Source organism: Amycolatopsis tolypomycina (genome assembly GCF_900105945.1).
In the GTDB taxonomy this organism is placed as follows: Bacteria; Actinomycetota; Actinomycetes; order Mycobacteriales; family Pseudonocardiaceae; genus Amycolatopsis; species Amycolatopsis tolypomycina.
Genome location: NZ_FNSO01000002.1, coordinates 539,459 through 564,712, shown reverse-complemented (window position 1 = coordinate 564,712; position 25,254 = coordinate 539,459). Strand labels below are relative to the sequence as shown.

The 25,254-nt window shown below is 72.1% G+C and carries 24 protein-coding genes; 10 read left to right on the top strand and 14 right to left on the bottom strand.

Annotation, left to right across the window (positions count from 1 at the left end):
* Nucleotides 1–39: 39 nt before the first annotated feature.
* Nucleotides 40–687, top strand: a complete 648-nt coding sequence (locus BLW76_RS04230; RefSeq protein ID WP_091304526.1) for a response regulator transcription factor — start codon at nucleotides 40–42, stop codon at nucleotides 685–687.
* The gene (locus BLW76_RS04225) at nucleotides 684–1,877 is read left to right on the top strand and encodes a sensor histidine kinase (protein WP_091304525.1); all 1,194 of its coding nucleotides are present in this window, start codon (nucleotides 684–686) and stop codon (nucleotides 1,875–1,877) included. The genes BLW76_RS04230 and BLW76_RS04225 overlap by 4 nt, the downstream gene beginning before the upstream one ends.
* 116 nt (nucleotides 1,878–1,993) lie before the next feature.
* Here the strand turns inward: BLW76_RS04225 and BLW76_RS04220 are convergent, their stop codons facing one another.
* The 9 genes from BLW76_RS04220 to BLW76_RS04180 form a co-directional block, all read right to left on the bottom strand.
* Nucleotides 1,994–3,232: a hypothetical protein gene (locus tag BLW76_RS04220; protein ID WP_091304524.1), complete on the bottom strand. Its 1,239-nt coding sequence runs from the start codon at nucleotides 3,230–3,232 to the stop codon at nucleotides 1,994–1,996.
* Between the two features lie 55 nt (nucleotides 3,233–3,287).
* Nucleotides 3,288–4,577, bottom strand: a complete 1,290-nt coding sequence (gene hisS, locus BLW76_RS04215) for a histidine--tRNA ligase (RefSeq protein ID WP_091304523.1) — start codon at nucleotides 4,575–4,577, stop codon at nucleotides 3,288–3,290.
* Nucleotides 4,578–4,600: 23 nt separating this feature from the next.
* Complete coding sequence (locus BLW76_RS04210; RefSeq protein WP_091304522.1) at nucleotides 4,601–4,990, bottom strand: hypothetical protein; 390 nt, start codon at nucleotides 4,988–4,990, stop codon at nucleotides 4,601–4,603.
* A gap of 84 nt (nucleotides 4,991–5,074) precedes the next feature.
* The gene (locus BLW76_RS04205) at nucleotides 5,075–6,235 is read right to left on the bottom strand and encodes an amidohydrolase family protein (protein WP_091304521.1); all 1,161 of its coding nucleotides are present in this window, start codon (nucleotides 6,233–6,235) and stop codon (nucleotides 5,075–5,077) included.
* Between the two features lies 1 nt (nucleotide 6,236).
* Nucleotides 6,237–7,346 (bottom strand): MAB_1171c family putative transporter, encoded by a 1,110-nt coding sequence (locus BLW76_RS04200; RefSeq protein ID WP_091304520.1) that lies wholly within the window; start codon nucleotides 7,344–7,346, stop codon nucleotides 6,237–6,239.
* Complete coding sequence (locus BLW76_RS04195) at nucleotides 7,343–7,864, bottom strand: hypothetical protein (protein WP_091304519.1); 522 nt, start codon at nucleotides 7,862–7,864, stop codon at nucleotides 7,343–7,345. Before BLW76_RS04195 ends, BLW76_RS04200 begins: the two co-directional genes overlap by 4 nt.
* A complete protein-coding gene (locus tag BLW76_RS04190) occupies nucleotides 7,861–8,265 on the bottom strand; it encodes an exosome complex component (protein WP_167384463.1) in 405 nt (134 codons plus the stop codon). The genes BLW76_RS04195 and BLW76_RS04190 overlap by 4 nt, the downstream gene beginning before the upstream one ends.
* Nucleotides 8,266–8,560: 295 nt before the next feature.
* On the bottom strand, nucleotides 8,561–9,013 hold the full coding sequence (locus BLW76_RS04185) for a flavodoxin family protein (protein ID WP_091304517.1): 453 nt from the start codon (nucleotides 9,011–9,013) through the stop codon (nucleotides 8,561–8,563).
* On the bottom strand, nucleotides 9,013–10,623 hold the full coding sequence (locus BLW76_RS04180; protein ID WP_091304516.1) for a phospho-sugar mutase: 1,611 nt from the start codon (nucleotides 10,621–10,623) through the stop codon (nucleotides 9,013–9,015). Before BLW76_RS04180 ends, BLW76_RS04185 begins: the two co-directional genes overlap by 1 nt.
* Before the next feature lie 30 nt (nucleotides 10,624–10,653).
* On the opposite strand from BLW76_RS04180, the gene BLW76_RS04175 reads away from it, so the two are divergent.
* Complete coding sequence (locus BLW76_RS04175; protein ID WP_091304515.1) at nucleotides 10,654–11,817, top strand: glycosyltransferase; 1,164 nt, start codon at nucleotides 10,654–10,656, stop codon at nucleotides 11,815–11,817.
* A gap of 82 nt (nucleotides 11,818–11,899) precedes the next feature.
* On the opposite strand, the gene BLW76_RS04170 is transcribed toward BLW76_RS04175, so the two are convergent.
* From BLW76_RS04170 to BLW76_RS04160, 3 genes are read right to left on the bottom strand one after another with little or no spacing between them, the layout of a single operon-like run.
* Nucleotides 11,900–12,679: a purine-nucleoside phosphorylase gene (locus BLW76_RS04170; protein WP_091304514.1), complete on the bottom strand. Its 780-nt coding sequence runs from the start codon at nucleotides 12,677–12,679 to the stop codon at nucleotides 11,900–11,902.
* Nucleotides 12,676–13,095, bottom strand: coding sequence for an ABA4-like family protein (locus tag BLW76_RS04165; protein ID WP_091304513.1), 420 nt, complete (start codon nucleotides 13,093–13,095; stop codon nucleotides 12,676–12,678). Before BLW76_RS04165 ends, BLW76_RS04170 begins: the two co-directional genes overlap by 4 nt.
* Nucleotides 13,092–14,099, bottom strand: a complete 1,008-nt coding sequence (locus tag BLW76_RS04160; RefSeq protein ID WP_244170035.1) for a hypothetical protein — start codon at nucleotides 14,097–14,099, stop codon at nucleotides 13,092–13,094. Before BLW76_RS04160 ends, BLW76_RS04165 begins: the two co-directional genes overlap by 4 nt.
* A 113-nt stretch (nucleotides 14,100–14,212) precedes the next feature.
* Between BLW76_RS04160 and BLW76_RS04155 the strand changes: the two genes are divergently transcribed.
* On the top strand, nucleotides 14,213–14,839 hold the full coding sequence (locus BLW76_RS04155; protein WP_091304512.1) for a MerR family transcriptional regulator: 627 nt from the start codon (nucleotides 14,213–14,215) through the stop codon (nucleotides 14,837–14,839).
* Here the strand turns inward: BLW76_RS04155 and BLW76_RS04150 are convergent.
* Complete coding sequence (locus BLW76_RS04150; protein WP_091304511.1) at nucleotides 14,836–16,587, bottom strand: serine/threonine-protein kinase; 1,752 nt, start codon at nucleotides 16,585–16,587, stop codon at nucleotides 14,836–14,838. The two genes, BLW76_RS04155 and BLW76_RS04150, sit on opposite strands and share 4 nt — an antisense overlap.
* A gap of 150 nt (nucleotides 16,588–16,737) precedes the next feature.
* Here BLW76_RS04150 and BLW76_RS04145 point away from each other — a divergent pair, with 150 nt between their 5' ends.
* The 6 genes from BLW76_RS04145 to BLW76_RS04120 all read left to right on the top strand — a co-directional run bounded on the left by BLW76_RS04145 (nucleotide 16,738) and on the right by BLW76_RS04120 (nucleotide 24,633).
* Entirely contained in the window at nucleotides 16,738–18,573 is a 1,836-nt protein-coding gene (locus BLW76_RS04145; protein ID WP_208613203.1) for a methylmalonyl-CoA mutase family protein, read from the top strand.
* On the top strand, nucleotides 18,570–20,738 hold the full coding sequence (scpA, locus tag BLW76_RS04140; protein WP_091304509.1) for a methylmalonyl-CoA mutase: 2,169 nt from the start codon (nucleotides 18,570–18,572) through the stop codon (nucleotides 20,736–20,738). The genes BLW76_RS04145 and scpA overlap by 4 nt, the downstream gene beginning before the upstream one ends.
* 3 nt (nucleotides 20,739–20,741) lie before the next feature.
* On the top strand, nucleotides 20,742–21,725 hold the full coding sequence (meaB, locus tag BLW76_RS04135) for a methylmalonyl Co-A mutase-associated GTPase MeaB (RefSeq protein WP_091304508.1): 984 nt from the start codon (nucleotides 20,742–20,744) through the stop codon (nucleotides 21,723–21,725).
* A gap of 49 nt (nucleotides 21,726–21,774) precedes the next feature.
* Nucleotides 21,775–22,071 carry a hypothetical protein gene (locus tag BLW76_RS04130; protein ID WP_091304507.1) on the top strand — a complete coding sequence of 99 codons (297 nt, stop codon included), beginning with the start codon at nucleotides 21,775–21,777 and terminating at the stop codon, nucleotides 22,069–22,071.
* A 197-nt stretch (nucleotides 22,072–22,268) separates the two neighbouring features.
* The gene (locus BLW76_RS04125) at nucleotides 22,269–23,570 is read left to right on the top strand and encodes an amidohydrolase (protein ID WP_091304506.1); all 1,302 of its coding nucleotides are present in this window, start codon (nucleotides 22,269–22,271) and stop codon (nucleotides 23,568–23,570) included.
* Nucleotides 23,571–23,859: 289 nt separating this feature from the next.
* Complete coding sequence (locus tag BLW76_RS04120) at nucleotides 23,860–24,633, top strand: endonuclease domain-containing protein (protein WP_091304505.1); 774 nt, start codon at nucleotides 23,860–23,862, stop codon at nucleotides 24,631–24,633.
* 59 nt (nucleotides 24,634–24,692) lie between these two features.
* Here the strand turns inward: BLW76_RS04120 and BLW76_RS04115 are convergent, their stop codons facing one another.
* Nucleotides 24,693–25,145, bottom strand: coding sequence for a gamma-glutamylcyclotransferase family protein (locus tag BLW76_RS04115; protein ID WP_187324689.1), 453 nt, complete (start codon nucleotides 25,143–25,145; stop codon nucleotides 24,693–24,695).
* Nucleotides 25,146–25,254 lie beyond the last annotated feature (109 nt).

Sequence of the window (25,254 nt, the reverse complement as noted above, 5' to 3'; positions counted from 1 at the left end):
CAAGATGGACTCGTGCGCGATGCGGTGGCGAAACCGAGAGTGCTGCTGGTCGAAGACGACCGGGAACTGGCGGGCATGCTGGGGGAGCTGCTCGCGGACGAGGGCTACGAAACGGAGGCGGCGCACGACGGCCAGCGCGGCCTGCACCTCGGGCTCACCGGGCGCTACGACGTGCTGGTGATCGACCGGCGCCTCCCGGTGCTCGACGGGCTCGAGCTGCTCCGGCGGCTGCGGGCCCGCGCGGTGACCACGCGGGTACTGGTGCTCTCGGCGCTGGGCGAGGTGGCCGACCGCGTGGCGGGCCTCGACGCCGGCGCGGACGACTACCTCGTCAAGCCGTTCGAGGCCGAGGAACTGCTGGCCCGGCTGCGCGCGCTGGGCCGCCGTGACCTCGAAGGCGCCGAGTGCCTGCCGCTCGGCACGGCGGCGCTCGACCTGCAGCGCCACGAGGTCGTGCTGCCGCGCGGCGAGCGGATCACGCTGTCCGGGCGGGAGTTCGAGCTGCTGCGGACACTGGCGCAGCGGCCCAAGGCGATCCACCCGCGGGCGGCGTTGCGCACGCGGGTGTTCGCCGACTCGACCGGTGAGTCCATAGTGGACACGTATGTGTACTACCTGCGGCGCAAGCTCGGCCGGGACGTGGTGCGGACCGTGCACGGCCTGGGGTACCAGATCGGCGCGGTATGAGCCCCGACCCCGAGGAACGGGCCCTGCGGCGGGCGCGGTGGGTGATCACCGCGCAGATCTCCGTCGTGGTGTCGCTGCTCGTGGCCGTCGCGGGCGCGATCGCGTACGGGATCATGCTGTCCGGCCAGCACGCGGACGCCGACCGGCTGCTGGCCAGGACGATCCAGCTCGGCCCCGGCGCGACCCCGCCCGGCTGCGTCTGGCTGTTCACGCCGGCCGCGCACGCGCCCGCGGGACCACCGCCGGCGGGGATGCCGATCCCGGGGCTGGATGCGCTCGTGCCGTCGCCCGGCGACGTCCACACCGAACGGCGGGCGATCGACGGGATGACGTACACGTTCCGGGTGGAGAACCGCGGCGGCGTGGTCTCGCAGGCGTTCTTCGAGGAGCGGTACCAGATCCAGGACCGCGCGTCGCTGGTGTTCGGGCTCGGCGTCGCGGAGGTGCTCGCGTTGCTGGCGGCGCTGGGGAGCGGGCGGGTGCTGGCCCGCCGCGCGATCCGGCCACTGGAGGACGCCCTGCGGCGGCAGCGGACGTTCGTCGCCGACGCGTCCCACGAGCTGCGCGCGCCGCTGACCCGGCTGCACACGCGCGCGCAGCTGCTGGCCCGGCGGGCGTCCGGCCGCGACGCGGCGGAACTCGGCCACCTGGTCCGCGGCACGCGCGAGCTCGGCGAGGTCGTCGAGGACCTGCTGCTGTCGGCGCAGGCGTGCGGCGAACGGCCGTCGCTGGAGCTGGTCGAGCTGGGCGTGCTGGCCGAGGAGGCGGTGGCGGCGGAAGCGGTGCGCGCGTCGGCGGGCCAGGTCAGCATGGCGGTGACCCGGGAGCGACGGCCGTACGTCGTCCAGGGCGTTCCGACGGCGTTGCGCCGGGTGCTGTCGGCGTTGCTGGACAACGCACTCGGCCACACGCCACCCGGCGGGTCGATCGAGGTCTGGCTCGGCGTCCCGGACGAGCGGCACGTGGAGCTCCGGGTCCGCGACACGGGAGTCGGCTTCCCGGCCGCCGACGCGGACCGCATCTTCGAGCGTTTCGCCCGCGGCTCCGAAGGCGACGGCCGCCGCTTCGGCCTCGGCCTGGCACTGGTCCGCGAAGTGGTGACAGGCCACGGCGGAACGATCGCGGCCGCGGCCCGCCCCGGAGCCGGCGCCACGTTCACCCTCCGCCTCCTCCGCGCCGACCCCTCGTGATCCGGCCCGGAACTCGCGTGACTGGGCCCGTAACTCGCGTGATTGAAGCCGGAACTCACGAGTTCCGGCTTCGATCACGCGAGTCACGGCCTCAATCACGCGAGTTCCGGCTCTGATCACGTGGGTTTCGGGAGGGCGAAGCGGATTCGGCGGGCCAGGTCCGGGTCGAGGGCCGTGGTGAGCGTGGTGATTTCGGCCGCCAGGGCCGGGGGCGGGGTGGTGTAGGTGGCAGCCGAGTGGTGGAGCCAGGTGTGGAGGTCCTGGTGGGCGTCGGCGGCCAGGTCGGGGTCGGGCAGGAGGGTGAGGTCCGTGTGCAGGCGCAGCCAGGTGTCGCGGTCGCGCAGGAGGGCCGCGGCCGCGCGTCGCGTGTGGACCGGGTGGCCGGGGGACAGCAACGCTCGCAGGGTGGGGACGTCGGTCAGGGCGGGCTTGCCGCGCAGGAACGTCACCACCTGGCGGGTCACCGCCGGCGACGGGTCCGTCAGCAACGGCGGCACCGAAGGAGACTCCGGCGCGACCCGCCGCAGGCCGCGGACGGCCGCCCGGCGGATCCGGGGCCGGTCGTCCGCGAGGTGACGCTCCAGGAGCGCGGCGTCGGCGGCCGTGCCCGTCTCGCCGAGCCCGGCGAGCGTGCCGAACGACACCGGCAGCGCGCGGTAGTGCGCCGCCGGGTCCGGGACGAGTACCTGGGCCATCGCGCGCACGGCCGCCGACCGGTCCGCCAGGTGGGCCACGGCGGCGTCGGGGCCGAGCAGCGTCAACGCCCGCACCCGGACCTTCGGTGCCCCCGCGGCCAGCAGCTCCGAGACGCACTCGCCGCGGTCGAGCAGGGCGTCGCCGCAGATCGCGCGCACCACGAAGTCGGGGTGCGTGGCAGCGATCTCCAGCAGCCGCTCGCGCGACAGCAGCCCGAGCGCCTCGCGGTGCGCCCAGCGGCGGCTTTCCCGGTCCTCCAGTGCCAACGCGGCGTCGAGCACGCTCGGCAGTGCGTCGCGCAGCAGCGTGGTCATCCAGTCGTCGACCTCGCGCCGCCGGAGGATGCCGATCAGCGGCAGCATCGCCCGCAGCGCGGAGTTGTCCAGTTTGGACACCACCGCCGCCCGGGCCGCCTCCCGGACCTGCCGGACCCAGTCGACGCAGCGGATCAGCAGCAGCGGGAGCGCTTCGGGATCGGTGCTGTGCGCCAGCCGTTCGACGGCGGCCTCGCGCAGGTACCCGTCACCGGCGCAGGCGGCTTCGGCCAGCTCTTCGCGCGAAAGCCGGCGCGCGAGCCGCCGGCCGCGGCGGTACCACGACGCTCGCCGCACGGCCGCATCGAACTCGACCCACTGCCGCACGTCTTCGAACTCGTTCATCGGCTTCCCCTCCGGCGCCCAGGATGCCCGGACGCCGAAGGAGAGCGGAACCGATTTACGCCAGCAGGGCCCGCACCGCCGCCGGGGCGTCGGCGATCGCGACCGGGTTCTGCTCCCGCGTCGCCAGGCTGCGGACCGTCACGTTCCCCGCCGCCCAGTCCTCCTGGCCGACGATCACCACCGCGACCGCGCCCGCCTTGTCCGCGCGGGTCAGCTCCTTGCCGAGCTTGCGGTGCTCGATCGGCGTCGACGTCCGCAGCCCGGCCGCGCGCAGCGACGCCGCCACCGAACGAGCCTCGCCCGAGAGGTCCTCGGTCACCGGGATCACCATGACGTCGACCTCGCTGCGCGGGGCCGGCGTCAGGCCGTGCGTGTCGAGGAAGTCGATCAGCGTGACGTCGCCCATGCCGAACCCGATGCCCGGGATCTGCTGCGGCGTGAACATCGACGCCAGGTCGCTGTAGCGGCCGCCGCCGAAGAGGGCGCGCCGGTTCTCCGGCGAGGTGTCGAAGACCTCGAACACCGTCGACGTGTAGTACGCCAGCCCGCGCACGATCATCGGCTCGTACTTCACCAGCGAGCCCGCGCTGCTCCGCAGCACCCGCACCAGGTTCGACTGCTCCAGCACCGCCGCCGGCAGCTCGTCGAGCAGCGCCTCGCCCGCGTCGAGCGTCTCGGCCAGCTTCGCGAACTGCTTGTCCGAGAGCCCGATCTCCCGGGCGCTCTCGGCCAGCTTCTCGCGCGGGTACTTCTCCCAGCGGTCGACCAGCGCGAACACCTGGCTCAGGTGGTCCTGCGACACCCCGGCGACGTCGGTGAGCGCCGACGTCAGCAGGTTGCGGTCGTTGACGCGCAGCACGAACATGTCCGGCGTCGCGCCCAGCGCGGCCATCATGTCGTGCACCAGCTCGAAGATCTCGATCTCGCAGTTGGCGCTGTCCGAACCGAAGATGTCCGCGTTGATCTGCCAGTGCTCGCGCACGCGGCCGCGCTGCGGCGCCTCGTAGCGGTGGCAGTTCGGGTGGCTGTACCAGCGGACCGGGAACGACAGCGACTTCGCGCTCCCGGCGATCATCCGCGCCACCGACGGCGTCATCTCCGGCCGCAGCGCCAGCCGCCGCCCGCCCTTGTCGGTCAGCGTGTACAGCTGCTTGTCCGCGAGCTCCTGGCCGGACTTCCGCTCGTAGATCTCGGCCGACTCGAGGATCGGGCCGTCGTAGCGGAGGAAGCCGCGGCGCTCGAGGACGTCGTAGAGATGACCGAACACCTGGGTACGCACGGACATTTCGGCGGGCAGGAAGTCCCGGGTCCCCTTGTAGGGCGCGGTCGGCAGGTATTCAGGCACGTCACCAGCTTAACGACCGGCGCTCAGGCGAAAGCGACCCCGTACGCCGTGAGCAGCGTCGCCGCCGCCAGGAGCACCGCGCCCACGGACGTCACTCGCCCGCCGAGCTTGCTCCGGTTCGGGATCAGGTGGAGGAAGAAGCCACCCGATTGGGCCAGGATGCCGAACAGCAGCAGGAAGCAGGCGATCCACAACGTCGTGTCCGGCAGCTTCGTGCGGCTCAGGATCTGCAGCGCGACCAGGGCGAGGATCAGCAGGACGCCGGCGTGCGCGTGGCCGGCGCGGAACATCGCGCGCTGGTGTTCGGTGAGCTTGCGGTCGCGCAGGACGCCCATCAGCGCGTAGCCGCCGTACATCACGGTCGGCAGGGACACCAGCGCGATCACCGTGAACAGCTGGGTGGGTCCGTGCATCGGGGAGCTCCTTCGAGGTGGGGTGACGTAACAGTAACACTGTTTTAAAACGCTGTCACCAAACTGGCGTTCCCCGATCGGGACTCAGGCGGGACGGCCCTGGGCCAGCACCAGCAGGGGATTGCGAAGCGCGGCCAGTGACGCGAGCGGGTCACCTTCGACGACCAGGACGTCCGCCGCGAGCCCGGCTTCGAGCCGTCCGGCGACCTCACCCAGCCCCAGCCCGGCCGCGCTGTCCTCGGTCGCGATCTCCAGGATCCGGCGCCGCGGGAAGCCGAGCCACTCGTACAGCTCCAGCGCGCCGACCGGGTCGTCGAACACCGAGCCGGGCAGGCCCGCGTCGGTCCCGGCCAGCAGCCGGACGCCGTGCTCCTCCAGCCACGGCAGCCGCCCGTACATCGCCTGCGCGACGTCGTCGCCGAGCTTCTCGACGATGGTCCGCCAGTTGCGGCTGCTCGTCGAGCACGCCGAGATGCCGTCGGCGGCCATCCGCTTGGCCACGTGCTCCCGGCGGTCGAACGAGCGCGGGCCGGTCAGGAAGCTGCAGTGCTCGACCGTCGACACCCCGGCTTCGACGGCCGCTTCGATCGCGTCGGCGCCGTGGGCGTGGGCCGCCACCGGCAACCCGTGCGACGCCGCGTGCGCGACGATCAGCGACAGCTGCCGCGTGTCGAACTGCGACTCCCACATGTCGGCGCCGCCTTCGGTGATCTGGCCGCCGCTGGCCATCACCTTGATGACATCCGCGCCCGCGGCCGCGTTTTCGTCGATCAGAGCGCGGATTTCGCCGTCGGAGGCCGTTTCACCACCGAAAAAGTGGCAGTGCCCGCCCGGCACGGTGATCGGTGGTCCGGACACGAGCAGCCGCGGCGCGACCGAACCCGCGAACGAGCGCCGGACGGCCGCGCCGAGGTGCCCGCGGTCGCCGAGGTCCCGCACGGTCGTGACGCCGCTGCGCAGCATCGCCGTGAGCCGCGAGCGGGCGCCCTCCAGCGGAGCGTCGGACAGGTGCGCCGGCATCTCGCGGGACGCGTCGAAGGCGAGGTGCACGTGGACGTTGAACAGCCCGGCCAGCGCGGTCCCGGTGGGGAAGTCGTGCCGGACGGCGTCCGGTGCGGCCTGCGCGACGACGTCCGCGCGCGGGCCCGCCGCGACGATCACGCCGTCGCGCACCAGCACGGCACCGTCGTGCACCGGCTCCGAAGGCCGCGGCAGCACCCGGCCGGCGGTGATCAGGGTGTCCACGTCACTTCCCGTTCGCCAGCGCGGCCGACAGCGCGAGCAGCGGCCGGACGTCGGATTCGATGTCGTCCGCCCCGGCGGGCAGGACCTGTTTGGCGCGGCCGTCGCTGGCCTCGCCGTCCGCGTGCCGCCGCAGCGCCGCCTTCAACGCGGCCGCCGCGGCCGCGGGATCGTCGGCGACGACCGCGCCGAAGTCCGTGTCGAGGTACGGCGACAGCTGCACCAGGCCGTCCCGGATCTCGATCACCCGGCGGTAGTGGGCGCGGTTGACGCCCCCGCGCCGTCGCGGCGGCGTCCGCAGCACGATGCTGGGGAACGCCTCGACCAGGACCGTCCACAAGGGAGCGAGGGCCGCGTGCTCGCGCCGGTGCTGGCGACGGCGCCGCAGGGCCGAAACCCGCGCCCGCACCCCCGGGTAGGTGACGCCGGCGAGGAACAGCATCCCGCCGGCGATCACGAACGGCACGCCGAGCAGCAGCAGGATCTTCACGACCGGCCCGAACACCCACGCCACCACGATGTACAGCGCGCGGCAGATGCTGCCGGCCGCCGCGCTGGCCATGCCGATCGCGCCCAGCCGCAACCCGATCCGCAGGTTCCGGTCCGCCACCCGCAGATACCGCATGATCCAGGCCGCGCAGGCGATGAGACCGTAGATCAGGTACAGGCCGGCCCCGAGGTAGAACACCGCGACGCCGCTGTCGTGGATCGTCGACGGCCCCAGCGGCAGCCCGCGCAGCTCCGGCCGCGTCAGGCCCATCGCGACGACCATCAGCGTGATCGCCGCGGCCAGCGGGATCAGCTCGATGACGACCCGGCGGTACCGGCGCGGCCCGAGCGCCGAGCCGAGGAAGAAGATCACCAGCGCGCAGAGGCCGCACGCCAGCAGCGCGTTGTTCGCCACCCGCGCGGCACCCCGGCCCAGCAGCGCGTCGACTTCGTCGGAGACCACCGGCTGCTGCAGCAGGAACGCCGCCGCGAACCCGGCCACGCACGCGGTGACGGCCCAGTTCGGCACGGTCGGCGCGCGCGTCACCTGGTAGATCCGCCACGCCAAAGCGGCGGAGAACAGCACGATCGCGATCAGGTTGACGGGACTGAAAAGCGTGCTCACAACCACCCTTGGTGATCGCCGAGCGCCCCCTGGATCCGGCGGAGATCCCGGTCCGCGGCGCGCCGGGGGATCGTGTAGTTCAGGACCGACGCCCATTCGAGGATGATCGTCGCGACCGTTTCGGCTTCCCACTCGTGCGCGTCATCGTAGGACGAGCGGCGCAGGGCGCGGTGTACGGCATCCGGGTCAAGATCGGGAGCCGGGCCGCGCAGGAAGTCGGTGGGCTCGGCGTCGCCGTGCGGGTGGTGGTCGGCCAGCATGTGCCCGAGCTCGTGCAGGATGATGTGGTCCTGGTGCGATTTCGTGGTTTCGGCCTGGTAGAAGATGTAGTCCGCGGACGACGTCGCGATCCAGCAGCCGAACGGCCCCGGCACTTCGAGCGGGTACGCCAGCAGCCGGATCGGCTTCCCGCGCCGCTCGCCCAGCCGCGCGCACAGCACCTCGACGTCCAGCGGCGGCCCGATGTCCAGTTCCTTGAGCAGCTTCCGGCAGCGGCGGCGCAGCTCGCGCTCCTTCATCGCCCGGGTGCCTCCGGGCTCCGGCCTTCGCGTTCGGCCCGCTCGTAGCGTTCGACGAGCTCCAGCAGGTCCATCACCTGCCGGCGGCCCTGCGGGGACAGCTCCTGCGCCCGCATCGCCATCAGCTGGGCCTCGCCCGCCGGTGCCGCCGCCGCCTCTTCGTCGAAGAAGTACGTCACCGGCACGCCGAACAGCCGCGCCAGCGCCTCGACGTAGTGGATCTTCGGGTTGACGCGCTTGCCGGTGGCGAGCTGCTGCAGGTAGGCGGGCGACATCGCCGGCCCGCCCGCCCGCTCGACGGCCGCCGAGATCTCGCGGTAGCTGTGCGGCGCCCGGCCGTCCACGCGGGCAGCCTCGATCAGGGCGCTCAGGCGCTCCGCAAAGGTGCGTTCCCGTGCCATTTCCACCCCCTGGGAATCCAGCCGCGGAAATTCTAGCCGGACACCACTGTACGCACATGTTGACAGGTCTCGTATGCAGTGGTTTACAGTTGGCTCGCCTCTCGCCTGGCTCTCCGTGCCCTGGGGGTGCACGGAAGGGCTCAGGCGAGAGGTTGTCGCGCCTTCGACTCGTCATGATCGGCCGTCTGTAGTACGCTTCACACGTCAAGGTCGATCGCCCTCGGGCGAACCCTTGACCACGGCCTGTTGCCGGAGGTCGACCCCCAGGGCTTCCGGTGACAGGCCCCTTTACGTTTCAGCCCATTACCGTCGCGGCCAGTGTGCCGCCCAATTCGGTGCACGCCTCGAAAGTCTTTTTGTCCGGTTCGCCTGTTGTGAGGACGGGTTCCGCCGCTTTGGCCCACGCCAGCCCCGTCGTGATGGCCAGCAACTGCCGTTCCGTGCCCGAAATGTCGCTGTTCCCGTGGATCCAGTACCCGAACGGGCGGCCGCGCGTCTCGTCCAGGCACGGGTAGTAGATCGTGTCGAAGAAGTGCTTGAGCGCGCCGCTCATGCTGCCCAGGTTCGCCGGCGTGCCCAGCAGGTAGCCGTCGGCGGCGAGCACGTCGGACACGGTGGCCGCCAGCGCCGCGCGACGGACCACGTCCACTCCTTCGATCTCCGGGTGCGTCGCGCCCGCCACGACCGCTTCGAACAGCGCCTGCGTCGACGGCGACGGCGTGTGGTGGACGATCAGCAACCGCGGCATCAGGCCAGCAACTCCTCGACGTCCGCCCGCAACGCCGTCAGCCGCTCCTGTGCGTCGGCGCGGGCGCTCGCCACCACCTGCAGGTACGCCTTCAGCTTCGGTTCGGTCCCGGACGGCCGCACGACCACGCGCACGCCGTCACCGGTCAGGCGTACCACGTCGGCGTCCGGCAGCAGGTCTTCGAGCGTGACCTCGACGCCGCCGAGCCGGGCCGGCGGGGTGGCCCGCACCTTCGCCATCAGCTGCCCGCGGACGGCGAGATCGGTGACCCGCAGCGAAACCTGGTCGGTCAGGTGGACGCCGTGCCGCCGCGCCAGCTCGTCGAGGACGTCCAGCGGCGTGCGGCCCTGGGCCTTGAGCTGCGCGGCGAGTCCCGCGGCCAGCGTCGCGGCGGCGATGCCGTCCTTGTCGCGCACGAAGCCCGGGTTCACGCACAGCCCGAGCGCCTCTTCGTAGGCGAACACCAGTCCTTCGCCGGCCCGCACCAGCCACTTGAAGCCGGTCAGCGTCTCGGCGTACCGGGCGCCCTCGGCCTTGGCGATCTCGCCGAGCATCGACGACGAAACGATCGTGGTGGCCACCAGCGGGTCCGGCAGCGTTGTGCGGTCCACAGTGGACAGGACGTACGAGCCGAGCAGCACACCGGTCTCGTCGCCGCGCAGCATGCGCCACTCGCCGTTGCGCTCGCGGACGCCGAGCGCGCACCGGTCGGCGTCCGGGTCGAGCGCGATGGCCAGGTCGGCGTCCACATCGGACGCCAGCGCGAGCAGCAGGTCGGTCGCGCCCGGCTCTTCGGGGTTGGGGAAGGACACGGTCGGGAAGTCGGGATCCGGCGCGGACTGGGCGCCGACCAGGTGCAGGTCGGTGAACCCGGCCCGCTCGAACGCCGCGCGCAGCGTGTCCGCGCCGACGCCGTGCAACGCCGTCGCGGCCACCCGCACCGCGCGCTCGTGGCCCAGCGGCAGTGTCGCGACCTCGTCGAGGTAGCGGTCCAGCAGGTCGACGACCTCGGCACCGGGCGCCCGCGGCACGTCCGTCGCCGGCGGCGCGGCCTCGATGGCGCGCTCGATCTCGCCGTCCGACGGCGGGACGATCTGGCCGCCGGTCGCGTCGTAGAGCTTGTACCCGTTGTCCGCCGGGGGGTTGTGGGACGCGGTGACCTGGATCCCGGCCACCGCGCCGAGCCGTCCGACGGCGAACGCGAGCACCGGCGTCGGCAGCGGGCGCGCGAACACCTTGACGTCGAAGCCGGCCGCGGTCAGCACCTCGGCGGCGGCCTGCGCGAAGGCTTCCGAGCCGTGCCGCGCGTCGCGGCCGACGACGACCAGCGCACCGGCGTGCCCGTGCGCCTTCAGCCACTGGGCGACCCCGGCCGTCGTGCGGGTGACGACGGCGACGTTCATCCCGTTCGGGCCGGCGCGCACCGGGCCGCGCAGGCCGGCCGTGCCGAATTCGAGGGGCCCGGCCAGCCGGTCGGCCAGGTCCGCCGCGGCTGCGGGGTCGCTCTCCGCCCGGGCCAGGACCGTTTCCAGTTCGGCACGGGTGGCGGGGTCCGGATCGGCGGCGATCCAGCGGGAAGCGGCGTCACGCAGGGTGGAAATCGATGTCACCGCGTCAGCCTACGGGCTATGGTCGGGTAGGTGCGCTTACTCTTCACCTCTCTGGGGTCCTTCGGCCACACCTTCCCGCTCGTCCCGCTGGCGGTCGCCGCGCGCGAGGCGGGCCACGACGTCGTCTTCGCCACTTCGGAAGACTTCTCGCCACAGCTGACGAAAGCCGGGCTCGAATCGGCGGTCGCCGGGCTCGCCATCAAGGACGCGTTCGGCCAGGCGTTCGGCGAGACGTTCGGTGCGGCGGGTCCGCCCGGCCCGCCGGGTGACATCCCGCGCGAGCAGCTCTTCCCGGTCGTCGCGAAGGTGTTCGGCGAGCTGATGCCGAAGCGGTTCGTTGCCGACCTGCTGCCGCTGTTCGAGCACGTCCGGCCCGACCTGGTGGTCAGCGAAGCGGGCAATTCGGGCGGCGCGTTCGCCGCGATGAAGGCCGGGATCCCGGTGGTGGCGCACGGGTTCGGCCGCGTGTCGACCGGTGACCCGATGACCGAGAAGATCCGGGACGCGATCCGCTCGCACGCCGCCGAGCTGGGCATCGAGATGGGCGAGGACCTGGCGTTCGGCGGCCCGTTCGTCGACATCTGCCCGGAATCGGTGCAGGACACGGACTTCCTGGCCCGCACCCGCCGGGTGCCGCTGCGCCCGGTCGGCTGGAGCGAGCCGGGCGAGCTGCCGCCGGGCGTGCTCGGCAAGCGGCGTCCGCTGGTCTACCTGACGCTGGGCACGGCGATGGGCCACGCGGGCGTGCTCACCGAGGCGATCGCCGGACTGTCCGGTTTGGACGTCGACGTCCTGGTCGCCACCGGCCCGTCGCTGCCCGAGGGCGCGCTGGGCGAGGTCCCGGCGAACGTCCGGCTCGAGGCGTGGGTCCCGCAGGCGGCGCTGCTCCCGCACGTCGACCTGGTGGTCCACCACGGCGGCAGCGGCACGACCCTCGGCGCGTTCGGCGCGGCCCTCCCGCAGCTGCTGCTCCCGCAGGGCGCGGACCAGTTCACCAACGCGGACGCGGTCCTCGCGGCCGGCGTCGGCGACCGCCTGCTCGGCGCCGAGGTCACCGCCGAGGCCGTCGCCACCAAGGCCCGCCACCTCCTCACGGACACGTCGGTCCGCGACGCGGCCCAGGCACTGGCCGCCGAGGTCGCGGCCATGCCCTCCCCGGCCGACGTCGCCGCGGAACTCCCCACCCTGGCCTGACCAAAAAGCGGCACTTTCACGTGAAAGTGACGTGGAGTGAGGACCTCCGGGTCACTTTCACGTGAAAGTGCCGTCCTTGGCGTCAGGCGCGGGTGACCAGCTCGCGCAGCAGGGAGCCCATCTTCGTGGCCGCCGCGCGGCCGGCTTCCAGGACTTCTTCGTGGTTGAGCGGCTCGCCGGTCATGCCCGCGGCCAGGTTCGTCACCAGGGACAGGCCGAAGACCTCGACGCCGGCTGCGCGGGCGGCGATCGCCTCCAGGACCGTCGACATGCCGACCAGGTCCGCGCCCAGCGTGCGCAGCATCCGGATCTCCGCCGGCGTCTCGAAGTGCGGCCCGGTCAGGCCCGCGTAGACGCCCTCCTCGAGCGACGGGTCGATCTCGCGGGCGATGCCCCGCAGCCGCTTCGAGTACAGGTCCGTCAGGTCGACGAAGTTCGCGCCGACGATCGGCGAGCGCGCGGTCAGGTTCAGGTGGTCGGCGATCAGCACCGGCTGCCCCACTCCGAAGCCCTCGCGCAGGCCGCCCGCCGCGTTCGTCAGCAGCACCGTGCGGACGCCGGCCGCGGCCGCGGTGCGCACGTTGTGCACCACCGGGTCGATGCCCTTGCCCTCGTAGAAGTGCGTCCGCCCGAGCATGACCAGGACGTTCTTGTCGCCGATCTTCAGCGAGCGGATGGTGCCGCCGTGCCCCACCGCGCCGGGCGTGGTGAAGCCGGGCAGCTCGGCGAACGGGATCTCCGTCTCGCACTCCCCGATGACGTCCGCCGCCGGGCGCCAGCCCGACCCCAGGACCACCGCGATGTCGTGCGCGTCAACGCCGGTGCGCTTGGCGATGGCGCTCGCGGCTTCGTGTTCACTCATGCGAGGGAGCGTAACCGGGCACTGCGCACCACCAGGAACACCACCAGCCCGAGCGGCGAGAGGAAGATCGTCAGCAGCAGGATCGGGCTGACGATCCACGGCGAGATCTCCCGCGCGCGCCCCTCGAAGTACATCCACCGCGCGATGAACAGGTCGAACGCGATGAGGTGCGCCCAGACGAGCCCGGCGCCCCACGGCGTGGCCAGCAGCGCCTGCAGGACGCCGAGGTCGGGCCGCAGCATCGCCCGGCCCCACTCGCCGAAGTGCGGCAGCACGAGCGCGAACCAGCACGCCAGCGGCAGCAGCGGCACCCACGGCGACTTCATGATCCGCGCGGTCCACCGCCACTTCGGCGCCAGGATCAGCAAGGCCCAGAACGGCGCCGCGAGCGGGAACGCCAGGTCGAAGAGGCTCATCGGACGCGCACCGTAGCCCACGAACCGAGCCCGACGGCCGCGACCAGCAGCGCGAACGCCCCGAGCGTCGTCGCGTCCGGGTGCACGATCGACTGTGCCCGCAGCGCCTGCCACGTCACCAGCGCGAGCAGGCCCGCGTATCCGGCCGCGCCGACCAGGACGAGCCGTGCGCGGACGACGTCGTCGCGCAGCCGGGCGAACCGCGGGGCGAGCGCCGCCAGCGCGATGGCCAGCAGCGGCAGGGCCTGCAGCGCGTGCATCCCGACGAAGTGCGGGATCCGCAGGTCGCCGCCGACCGTGCTCCAGCCGAGGATCGGCAGGCCGGGGCCGCCGTCTTCGAGGCCGACCGTGTGCCCGCCGACCAGGTCCGGCCGGCCGCCGGTCCGCCACTGCGCGAGCTGCCGCGCCGTCGGCGACGTCATCAGCTGGCCGAGCGAGATCCCCACCAGGGAGAGCGCGGCCCCGGCCCGCACGGCCCAGGACGACGCGCGGTCGGGCAGCTTCGTGAACTGCACCAGCACGGTGAGCACCAGAGTGGCGACCCAGAGCACGGCGATCATCACGGCCATCGCGCCGAAGATCGCGGCGTCCTGCGGGGTCGCGACGTTGAAGTGGCTCGCCCGGCCGCGCGCGGCCTGGAACACCAGCAGGACGTACTCGGCGGCGAAGATGGCGACCAGGAGGTTCGTGAGCCAGTTCGCCGTGCGCCGGAACTTCGGCAGCAGCGAGACGAGCCAGCTCCAGGTGGCGAAGTAGAGCGCGCCGGACACCGCGAACTTGAACGGCTTCGCCCAGATCGGCGCGCCGCCCAGGGTGCGCTGGTCGAGCTGCATGGCCGCGACGCACAGCAGTGCCACCACCCCCAGCACGACGGCCGCGAGCGCGGACGGCCGGTGCCACGTGTTCGTTCTGCTCCGGAGATCGGCAAGGCGCTTCTTTTCGGGGGTTCCGGGTGGCGGAGCCCCCGGCCCGGGGCGAAGCCCCGGAAGGCGCAAGATGGTCATGGTTCCTCCCAGAACGGATAGTCAAGCTCTCCGTTTTGGAAAGCTAAACTATCCATGCTGAGAAGTCTTCAGGGTTGTCCCCGAGACGGACCCCGGGATCGGAGCGGAAACGCATGCGGATGGCCGAGCTGAGCGCCGAGTCCGGGGTGCCGGTCGCGACCGTCAAGTTCTACCTGCGCGAGGGCCTGCTCCCGGCCGGCGAGCGCACCAGCCCGAACCAGGCGCGCTACTCCGCCGCGCACGTCCAGCGGCTGCGGCTGATCAAGGCGCTCACCGAGGTCGGCGGGCTGCCGCTGGCCTCGGTCGGTGTCGTGCTCGGCGCGATCGACGGCGCCGAGACCCCGCACCGGACGATGGGCGTCGTCCAGCAGGAGCTGGCCGGGACCCCGCCGAAGGTGTCCGAGGAGGCCGCCGAGTGGGCGTCGGGCCTGCTGGCCGACCTCATGCGCCGCCACGGCTGGAAGGAGCACCCGCCGGCGCACCGCACGATCGCGAACCTCGTCGCGGCGCTGGCCACGGCCAAGGAGCTGGGCCAGGAGAAGCTGACCGACCGGCTCGCCGAGTACGCCGACCTCGCGATGCGCGTCGCGGAACTCGACGTCGAGGTGGTGGCCGGGCTGACGTCGCTGGACAAGATCATCGAGACCGGGCTGGTCGCGACCGTGCTCGGCGACCGGATCTTCGCCGGGCTGCGCCACCTCGCCCAGGAGCAGGTGTCCCGCGAGGTCCTCCGCGGTTAGTCCGAGACGCTCAGCGTCGGGGCGACCCGGTCGAAGACGTCCTGGCGGCCCGAGCTCTCCTGCTCGGCGGGCACGGTGACCGACAGCAGCCACAGGCTCGTGCTCGCCCGGACCAGGTTCATGAACGTCACGCGGGTGCCGCCGCCTCGGCCGCCTTCGGGCAGCGCGCCGCCCTCGGTCAGGCGGTACGTCAGCGTCTGGCCCTTGCCGTCCGGCAGCGGCGTCGGCCCGTCGAGCTGGAACGCGTTGCCCGGGTACGACCCCTTCAGCCAGGAGACGTACTCGCTTTCGTCGGGGTACTGGCCGAAGTACCTCGCCAGCCGCTCCACCCGCAGCGACCGGCGGCCGTCGGGGGAGACGTACTGGACCGCCGTGCTCGCCCCGAACTTCGTGGTGTGCGGGGCGACGAACTTCTGCCAGCCTTCGGGCACCTGCAGGCCGAACTGCCCGCCGTTGCCGGTCGCGTAGCTCGCGTCGCCGGACTGCTGCACCAGCGACGGCGCCGGCACGTCGGTGACGCCGTTCGCGGGGGTGCGCGGAGCCGCGGCCGGTGGCAGCAGCGTCTGGCCGCCGACCGCCCTGGCCAGCGCGAACCCGCCGCCCGCGGCGAGCAGGAAGAGCAGGATCGCCACCACGACGAGCACCGCGGTGGCCGTGGAGCTGCGGCGGGCCGGCCGCGGCGGTGGCGGCGGGACGAACACCGTCGGCGCGCCCGACGCCGGGGCCGGTGCCGGGGTGGGCGGGCGCAGGAACGGCAGCGGGCCCGGGTCGGCGGCGAGCTCGCTGCTCGACGCCTCGGCCTTCTTCTCCGCCTTGGTGGTGTCCTTCTTCTCGTCCTTCGCCGGCAGGACGGTCTTGATCACCTGGGTGTCGGTGGCGTCCGGCTGCGCGGACGTCTTCTTGCCGTCGGGCGTGCGGAACAGCTCGGGCCCGAACAGGTCGAGCGGCGTCTTCGTCTGCAGCGGGTAGAGCCGGTGCCGGACCTCCCGCAGCGTGATCCGCCGGCCGGGCTCCTTGTTCATCAACGCGCTGATGACGTCGGCGAGCGGGCCGGCCTTCGGCTTGGGCACCTTCCCGTTGACGACCTTGCCGACGGTTTCCAGCGGATCGCCGTCGGCGTCGTACGGCGGCGCGCCCTCGACCGCGGCGAACAGCGTCGCGCCGAGGCCCCACAGGTCGGCGGCCGGCGTGACGGCGCCGCCGGAGGCGACCTCCGGCGCGATGTAGGCGGGCGAGCCGAGCATGATCCCGGTGCGGGTCATGGTCGCCTCGGAGACGTTGCGGGCGATGCCGAAGTCGGTCAGCTTGATCCGGCCGTCGCTGGCCACCAGGACGTTGCCCGGCTTGACGTCGCGGTGGGTGATGCCGGCGGCGTGCGCGGCCTCCAGCGCGGACGCCACGGCGATGCCGACGGCGGCGGCCTGCCCGACGGTGAGCGGCCCGTGGTCGCGCAGGATGTGCGCCAGGCTGCGCGAGGGCAGCAGCTCCATCACCACGAACGGCTGGTCGTCCTCGCGGGCGACGTCGTGCAGGATGATCACGTTCGGGTGGGAGAGCACGGCGATCGCGCGCGCCTCGCGCAGCGTGCGCTCCCGCAGCTCGTCCGCCTGCGACGCCGGGATGCCCGGCGGCACCTTCATCTCCTTGACGGCCACCTGCCTGTGCAGGAACTCGTCGTAGGCCGACCACACGGTGCCCATCGACCCGGAGCCGAGCACCGAACGCAGCCGGTAGCGACCGGCGACCACTCGTGTCTCTTCGCTGGAGGGGGGCACCCGCCAATTGTGGCGTACGGGACCGACAGTCCCTGCACGCTGCCCCCAACCCGGCCCGGGCCGCCCCCTAAGGCGACCAGACTCACAGGTCGGAGACGGCGAGTGCCTCTACCATCACAGGTTATGACTGATGTGGCCGGTCCGGAGTCAGTGCCGATCTCCGAACTCGACCTCGCGGCCGAGTTCCCGCAGGCGACGCGCGAGCAGTGGCAGGACCTGGTCGCGGGTGTGCTGCGCAAGAGCGGGAAGCTGCCGGAGGACTTCGCGGGTGCCCCGGAGAGCAAGCTCGTCACGCGCACCTACGACGGGATCGAGATCCAGCCGCTGTACACGGCCGAGGACGTCCCCGGCGACATCGGCTTCCCCGGCCTGCCGCCGTACGTGCGCGGGTCCCGCCCGGACGGCCAGGTCGGCACCGGCTGGGACGTCCGCGCCCGGTTCACCGGCGACGACGGCCGCGCGGTCAACAAGGCGATCCTCGCCGACCTCGAAGGCGGCGTGACGTCGATCTGGCTCTCCGTGCCGCCGTCCGCGCTGGCCGACGCGCTCAACGAGGTCTACCTCGACCTGGCGCAGGTCGTCCTGGACGCGGGGCCTGCGTACGCCGAGGCCGCCGACGCCTTGTTCGAGCTGTTCGGCGAGCGCGAGATCCCGGCGAGCGAAGCCACCGCCGTGCTGGGTGCCGACCCGATCGGGCTGGCGGCCCGGTCCGGTACCGCGGTCGAGCTGGCACCGGCGGCCGCGCTCGCCGTGCGTGTCGCCGGGAAGTACCCGAAAGTGCGGACGATCGTCGCCGACGGCCTGCCGTTCCACGAAGCGGGCGGATCGGACGCCCAGGAGCTGGGCGCGCTCGTCGCCGCCGGCGTCACCTACCTGCGTGCGCTGACGGACGCCGGGCTCGACGTCGAGACCGCGGCCGGGCAGCTCGAGTTCCGGCTCGCCGCGACCGCCGACCAGTTCTCCACCATCGCGAAGCTGCGCGCGGCGCGGCGCCTGTGGGCGCGGGTCGCCGAGGTCTGCGGTTTCACCTCGCCCATGCGCCAGCACGCCGTGACGTCGCCGGCCATGCTGACCCGGCGTGACCCCTGGGTGAACATGCTGCGCACGACCGTGGCCTGCTTCGGCGCGGGCGTCGGCGGCGCGGACGCGGTCACCGTGCTGCCGTTCGACGCGGCGATCGGCAAGCCCGACGCCTTCTCCGCGCGGATCGCCCGCAACACCCACGCGGTGCTGCTGGAGGAGTCCAGGCTGGCCGGCGTGGCCGACCCGGCGGGCGGCTCCTGGTACGTCGAGAAGCTCACGGACGACCTCGCGCACGCCGCCTGGGCCGAGTTCACCGCCATCGAAGGCGAGGGGGGCTTGGTGGCTTCGCTGGCCTCTGGCGAGCTGGCCGGGCGGCTGGCGGCGACGTGGGAGAAGCGCGCGTCGCGGATCGCGACGCGGCGTGACCCGCTCACCGGCGTCAGCGAATTCCCGAACCTCGCCGAGAAGCCGGTGGTCCGGACGCCCTTCGAGGCCACTGTGGAAGGTGGGCTGCCGCGGCACCGGTACGCCGAAGGCTTCGAAGCCCTGCGGGACGCGTCGGACGCGTACCTCGCTTCGCACGGCTCGCGGCCGAAGATCTTCCTGGCCACGCTGGGCCCGGTTGCCGCGCACACCGCGCGGGCCGGCTTCGCCGCCAACCTGTTCCAGGCGGGCGGGATCGAAGCCGTCAACCCGGGCGCGACCGACGACCTGCCGGGTGCGTTCCGTGCTTCGGGCGCCCGCATCGCCTGCCTCTGCGGCACCGACTCCGCGTATTCGGATTCCGCTTCCGAGGTCGCCGCGTCCCTCGGAGCCGAGTACGTCCTGCTGGCGGGCAAGGGCTCCTTCGACGGCGTGGACGGCAACGTCTTCGCCGGCTGCGACGCCCTCGAAGTCCTCAACGGCCTGCACGCCAAGCTGGGAGTTGCGCGATGACCATCCCGAACTTCGCCGGTCTCGACCTCGGCACGCCGGCCACGGGCGACCGCGACACCTGGGCGCGCGCGGTGGAGAACGCCACCGGCAAGGGCCCGGACGCCCTGGCCTGGGAGACGCCCGAGGGCATCGGCGTCAAGCCCGTCTACACCGCCGCCGACCTGTCCGATGTGGACTTCCTCGGCACGTACCCCGGCATCGCGCCCTTCCTGCGCGGGCCGTACCCGACGATGTACGTCAACCAGCCGTGGACCATCCGCCAGTACGCCGGGTTCTCCACCGCCGAGGAGTCCAACGCCTTCTACCGGCGCAACCTCGCCGCCGGGCAGAAAGGGCTTTCGGTCGCCTTCGACCTGGCCACCCACCGCGGCTACGACTCCGACCACCCGCGCGTCTCGGGTGACGTCGGCATGGCCGGCGTGGCCATCGACTCCATCTACGACATGCGGCAGCTCTTCGACGGGATTCCCCTCGACAAGATGTCGGTGTCGATGACGATGAACGGCGCGGTGCTGCCGGTGCTCGCGCTGTACGTCGTCGCGGCCGAAGAGCAGGGGGTGAAGCCGGAGCAGCTCGCGGGGACCATCCAGAACGACATCCTCAAGGAGTTCATGGTCCGCAACACCTACATCTACCCGCCGCAGCCGTCGATGCGGATCATCTCCGACATCTTCTCCTTCACTTCGCAGCACATGCCGAAGTACAACTCGATCTCCATCTCCGGCTACCACATGCAGGAAGCCGGCGCGACGGCCGACCTCGAGCTGGCGTACACGCTCGCCGACGGCGTCGAATACATCCGATCGGGTGTCGATGCCGGGCTCAGCGTCGACAAGTTCGCGCCGCGGCTGTCGTTCTTCTGGGCGATCGGGATGAACTTCTTCATGGAGGTCGCGAAGCTGCGCGCGGCGCGTCTCCTGTGGGCGAAGCTCGTGAAGGGCTTCAACCCGACGTCGTCGAAGTCGCTGTCGCTGCGGACGCACTCCCAGACGTCGGGCTGGTCGCTGACCGCGCAGGACGTCTACAACAACGTCGTGCGCACCTGCGTCGAGGCGATGGCCGCGACCCAGGGGCACACGCAGTCGCTGCACACGAACGCCCTCGACGAGGCCCTCGCGCTGCCGACGGACTTCTCCGCGCGGATCGCCCGCAACACCCAGCTGCTGCTGCAGCAGGAGTCCGGCACCACGCGCGTGATCGACCCGTGGGGTGGGTCCGCCTTCGTCGAGAAGCTGACCTACGACCTCGCGCGCAAGGCGTGGGGCCACATCACCGAGGTCGAGCAGGCCGGCGGCATGGCGAAGGCGATCGACGCGGGCATCCCCAAGCTGCGCATCGAGGAGGCCGCCGCGCGCACCCAGGCGCGGATCGACTCCGGGCGGCAGCCGGTCATCGGCGTCAACAAGTACCAGGTCACGGACGACGAGGAGATCGACGTCCTCAAGGTCGACAACGCGGGCGTCCGCGCCCAGCAGCTCGAGAAGCTGCGGCGGCTGCGGTCCGAACGCGACTCCGCGGCCACCGAGGACGCCCTGCGTCGGCTCACCGAGGGCGCCGGCAACGGCGGCAACCTGCTGGAACTGGCCATCGACGCGGCCCGCGCGAAGGCGACCGTCGGCGAGATCTCCGACGCGCTGGAGAAGATCTGGGGACGGCACTCCGGCCAGATCCGGACCATCTCGGGGGTGTACCGCGAGGAGGTGGGGAAGACGCAGAACGTCGAAAAGGCCCGTCAGCTGGTCGACGAGTTCGCCGCGGAGGAGGGCCGCCGCCCGCGGATCCTCGTCGCGAAGATGGGTCAGGACGGCCACGACCGCGGCCAGAAGGTGATCGCCACCGGCTTCGCCGACCTCGGCTTCGACGTCGACGTCGGCCCGCTGTTCTCCACCCCGGCCGAGGTCGCGCGGCAGGCGATCGAGGCGGACGTGCACGTCGTCGGCGTCTCGTCGCTGGCCGCCGGGCACCTGTCGCTGGTGCCCGCGCTGCGGCACGAGCTCGCCGAGCTGGGCCGCGAGGACATCATGGTCGTCGTCGGCGGCGTCATCCCGCCGCAGGACTACCCGGCGCTGCGCGAGGCCGGCGCGGCGGCGATCTTCGGGCCCGGCACGGTGCTCGCGGACGCGGCCATCGACCTGCTCGGCCAGCTGTCGGCGCAGGAGTCCTGACCCTTGCCGCGCAAGATCGACGTCACCGCCTACGCCAAGGGGGTGCTCGCGGGTGACCGCGGGACGCTGTCGAAGGCGATCACGCTGGTCGAGTCGCAGCGGGAGGACCACCGGGCGCTGGCGCAGGAGCTGCTGGTCGAGCTGCTGCCGTCGGCAGGCGGCGCGCGGCGCGTCGGCATCACCGGCGTCCCCGGTGTCGGCAAGTCGACATTCATCGACCAGCTGGGCACCGACCTGACCGCCGCCGGGCACCGCGTCGCCGTGCTGGCGGTGGACCCGTCGTCGACGCGGACGGGCGGGTCGATCCTCGGCGACAAGACCCGGATGGCGCGGCTGGCGGTGGACCCGAAAGCGTTCATCCGGCCGTCGCCGACGTCCGGGACGCTCGGCGGGGTGGCGCGGGCGACCCGCGAGACGATCGTGCTGATGGAGGCCGCGGGCTACGACGTCGTGCTGGTCGAGACGGTCGGCGTCGGGCAGTCCGAGGTGACCGTGGCGAACATGGTCGACTGCTTTCTCTTCCTGACCCTGGCCCGCACGGGTGACCAGCTCCAGGGCATCAAGAAGGGCGTGCTGGAGCTCGCCGACGTCATCGCGGTCAACAAGGCCGACGGCGACCACGAGCGGGACGCTCGTCGCGCGGCGCGGGAGCTGGCGGGCGCGCTCCGGATGATCTACGGGCCCGAGGCGTCCTGGACGCCGCCGGTGCTCACCTGCAGCGGCCTGCACAACCTGCGGCTCGACGAGGTCTGGGGCGCGATCGAGCAGCACCGCGAGACGCTCACCGCGTCCGGCGAGCTCGACGCCCGGCGGCGGCAGCAGCAGGTCGACTGGACGTGGGCGATGGTGCGCGAGCAGCTGCTCGGTCGCCTGGCGGTGCATCCGGACGTGCGAACGGTCGTTCCCGACGTCGAGCGGGCGGTGCGGGACGGTGAACTGACGGCTACCCTCGGTGCACAGCGGATCCTCGACGCGTTCGGTGGCTGACGGGCGCGCGGTCCGCGGGCAGAATGCCTGGTCGTGGCGAAAGGATGACATGGCGAAACTGCGGGGTCTGGTCCTGGTCGGACTGCTGGGCGCGGTGCTGTTCACGGCCTCGCCGGCAATGGCCGCGCCGGTGCGGCCGGTGGCTGTGACGATGAGCGTGTCTTCCGCGGCGCTGGTGCCGGCGCAGACCCAGCCACCGGGCCCGGTCCTCGACCCGGCCCAGACGGACAAGGCGAACAGCGAGAAGACCCGGAACAAGCTGGTCGCGGGCCTGATCGCGGTCGTCCTGCTCGGCATCGTGATCTGGGGGCGCAAGATCCGTTCGAAGCGGGCCAAGGGGTCCTGAGGCGTTCGGCTTTGCCGAACTAGTGCACGCCGTTCAACGCAGATCCGGTACCGGCCGTCTAGGACGGCCGTTTTCGAGGCGCGGCTTGCCGCCTGCATGGTGCACGATCGTCTGCAAATGCGTACGACAGATCGATCGGCACGACGCGTGACCCCAGCCGCTGCGCGGGTTACCCGTGTTGCGGGAGGAGGTGCGGCGTGACGGTGCTCGACTCACGGCCGGACGTTCCAGGCGACCCCCAAGGGCGCATCATCAACCCCATGGAGGGGTCCGAGGCGCTGATTTCCGAGGCCGGCGTAAGCATGGCTCCCGTGGAGGACCTTGGTGCGGGCCGCGGCCCGTTCTGGCTGGACGACTGGCTCCGCGCCAACGCGACCGACGTGCTCGCCTGGCGGCGGCACATCCACGCACACCCGGAGCTGTCGCGGCACGAGTTCGCGACCACGGAACTGGTCGTCACGCTGCTGCGCTCGGTCGGGCTCAAGCCGTGGGTGCTGCCCGGCGGCACCGGCGTCGTCTGCGACATCGGCAGTGGTGAGCGGTGCGTGGCGCTGCGCGCGGACATGGACGCGCTGCCGCTGACGGAGGCGACCGGGCTGCCGTACGCGTCGACGACCGAGGGCGCGGCGCACATGTGCGGCCACGACGCCCACACGGCGATCCTGCTCGGCGCGGCCCGCGCCCTGGCCGGGGCGCCGGAGCTGCCCGGCCGCGTGCGCCTGATCTTCCAGCCTGCCGAGGAGGTCATGCCCGGTGGCGCGCTGGACATGATCGCGGCGGGCGCGCTGGACGGCGTCGAGCGGATCTACGGCCTGCACGTCGACCCGCGCCTCGAGGTGGGCCGCGTCGGCCTGCGCGTCGGCGCCCTGACGTCGGCGGCGGACCTGATCGAGCTGCGCCTGACGTCGCCGGGCGGCCACACGTCCCGCCCGCACCTGACGGCCGACCTGGTCCACGCGCTGGGCACGGTGATCACGTCCCTGCCCGCGGTGCTCTCCCGCCGCGTCGACCCGCGTTCCGGCACGGTCCTGGTCTGGGGAGCGGTCCACGCCGGCCAGGCGGCCAACGCCGTCCCCCAGGACGGCGTCCTCCGCGGCACCCTGCGCACGGCCGACCACGAGGTCTGGACGGCCCTGGAGCCCCTGGTCGCCTCCTCGGTGGAGTCCCTGCTGGCCCCCACCGGCGTCGGCTTCTCCCTGGACTACCGCCGCGGCGTTCCGCCGGTGGTCTCCGACCCGGAGTCCACGGCCCTGATGCGCGCCGGCGTCGAAGCGGCCCTCGGCGAGGGCGCGGTCGCCCCCACCGAGCAGTCATCCGGCGGCGAGGACTTCGGCTGGTACCTCGAGCACGTCCAGGGAGCCTTCGCCCGCCTCGGCGTCTGGTCCGGCCCGCCGTCCCCCCAGTCCGACATCCACCGCCCGACCTTCGTCCTCGACGAACGTTCCCTCCTCTGCGGAGTCCGAACCCTGGTCCACACAGCCCTAACCACCCTCGCCTAACCCGTGTCGACCCTTCAATCACGCGTGTCGACCCTCTGATCACGCGTGTCGACCGTTCCCGCACGGGACGGTTGTACACAAGTTATCCACAGGCAGGCAGTTGTCCACAGATCGAGGATGAGACCCTTTCATCTCGGCCCGACGGGGCCTCATCCTCGATCTTGTGACCGACTGGGCAAGGCGACATGGCGTTCTTTCGCGCGCTGAAGCGGACAGGCTTTTAGGGCGTCGCAAAGTCCTCGAGGGGCTCGCTCGAGGGTTGCTTTCGCAGCCATGGCGAGGTGTCGTCGTGCACGCCACCGACCTGCTCAAATTGCCGACAAGAGCAGCGGCCGCGCTGCTGGCTGTCGGTCCTCCCGTCGCGTTGGCCGGCGTTACTTCCCTTGCGTTGCACGGTATTTCGGCTGCCGACGAGCGTCAGATCCACGTGATGGTGCCCTATTCGCGCCGCATCCGATCACGGCCTGGCCTGGTCGTGCATCAGGGTGGCTTCTGCGATCAGGATGTCATCGAGATCGATGGTCTCGCCACGTTCCTCCTCGACCGCGCGCTGGCCGACTTCCTCTGCGATGGCGACAAGCGAGCGGCCTTTCCAGCGGTCGACGAAGCCATGCGAGGACTGCCACCGGACCACAGCGCGAAGCTCCGCGAGAACGTGCGCGACAGGCTTTCCGAGCGTCGGGACCGGCGAGGTATCCACAGGGCCCTGATGCTCTTGGACCTGGCCACGGGCAAGGCGGAATCGCCTCCCGAGAGTGTGCTCCGGCTGATGGTCGTCGAAGCCGGCTTCCCGGTGCCCGAGCCGCAGCACGAGATCATGACCATCGAGGGCCGCAAGCTCTACGTGTTCGACATGGCGTGGCCGAGCAGGCAGATCGCGCTCGAGTACGACGGGTTCGCCGCTCATGAGGAGCGACGCGAGTACGACCTCGAACGCGACCAGAGGATGGCTGCCCGCGGTTGGATCACCGTCCGTGCCGCTGCCGCCGACCTGCGGGACCCGAGCCGTCTTCTGACCGAGTTACGGGAGGCCTTCGACCGGCGGTCCGGCCGGGCGGCGTGATCGGAGGGTCGACTCGCGTGATTGGAGGGTCGACTCGCGTGATCAGAGGGACGACACGGCTAGCCGGTGATGCCGGAGCAGGGGCGGGTTCTGAGGTCGTCGACGTAGTCGGCGGGGGCGCCGGCCGCCTCGGCGGCGTCGGCCAGCACGCCGAGGTAGCGGGCCGAAGGCAAGCCGCCTTCGTAGGCGTCCAGGACGTACAGCCAGGCCAGGACCGAGCCGTCCATCGTCTGGACGCGGAGGCGGATCTTCGAGTGGATGCCCAGCTCGCCGCCTTCCCAGCGGTCGAGGCCCGTCTCGTCCAGGGGTGTCACGTCGTACAACACGACGAACACCCGCGAGCCCGGGTCCTCCACGATCGTGGCCAGGGCACCTTCCCAGCCGAGGTCCTCGCCGCCGAAGGTCAGGCGCCACCCCTCCAGCCAGCCGGTGCCGGCCATCGGCGAGTGCGGCGCGCGCTCCAGCATCTGGGCGGGCTCCATGTTCGATCCGTACGCGGCATACAACGGCACGCCGACAGCGTAGCGACACCTCGCTCACCCGAGTGGACGCACTCGCCGTGTTCGCCCACTTCGGTGTCCCGTCACCTTCGCCGCGTACGGTGAGAGCACCGCACGGACT

Bases quoted from the DNA above. Each gene is read 5' to 3' on its own strand.
- BLW76_RS04225 (WP_091304525.1), top strand. From the start codon at position 684: ATGAGCCCCGACCCCGAGGAACGGGCCCTGCGGCGGGCGCGGTGGGTG.
- BLW76_RS04160 (WP_244170035.1), bottom strand. From the start codon at position 14,099: ATGACCATCTTGCGCCTTCCGGGGCTTCGCCCCGGGCCGGGGGCTCCG.
- scpA (WP_091304509.1), top strand. From the start codon at position 18,570: ATGACCATCCCGAACTTCGCCGGTCTCGACCTCGGCACGCCGGCCACG.
- BLW76_RS04210 (WP_091304522.1), bottom strand. From the start codon at position 4,990: ATGCACGGACCCACCCAGCTGTTCACGGTGATCGCGCTGGTGTCCCTG.
- BLW76_RS04130 (WP_091304507.1), top strand. From the start codon at position 21,775: ATGGCGAAACTGCGGGGTCTGGTCCTGGTCGGACTGCTGGGCGCGGTG.
- BLW76_RS04190 (WP_167384463.1), bottom strand. From the start codon at position 8,265: ATGGCACGGGAACGCACCTTTGCGGAGCGCCTGAGCGCCCTGATCGAG.
- BLW76_RS04195 (WP_091304519.1), bottom strand. From the start codon at position 7,864: ATGAAGGAGCGCGAGCTGCGCCGCCGCTGCCGGAAGCTGCTCAAGGAA.
- BLW76_RS04220 (WP_091304524.1), bottom strand. From the start codon at position 3,232: ATGAACGAGTTCGAAGACGTGCGGCAGTGGGTCGAGTTCGATGCGGCC.
- BLW76_RS04145 (WP_208613203.1), top strand. From the start codon at position 16,738: ATGACTGATGTGGCCGGTCCGGAGTCAGTGCCGATCTCCGAACTCGAC.
- BLW76_RS04170 (WP_091304514.1), bottom strand. From the start codon at position 12,679: ATGAGTGAACACGAAGCCGCGAGCGCCATCGCCAAGCGCACCGGCGTT.
- BLW76_RS04185 (WP_091304517.1), bottom strand. From the start codon at position 9,013: ATGCCGCGGTTGCTGATCGTCCACCACACGCCGTCGCCGTCGACGCAG.
- BLW76_RS04155 (WP_091304512.1), top strand. From the start codon at position 14,213: ATGCGGATGGCCGAGCTGAGCGCCGAGTCCGGGGTGCCGGTCGCGACC.
- BLW76_RS04165 (WP_091304513.1), bottom strand. From the start codon at position 13,095: ATGAGCCTCTTCGACCTGGCGTTCCCGCTCGCGGCGCCGTTCTGGGCC.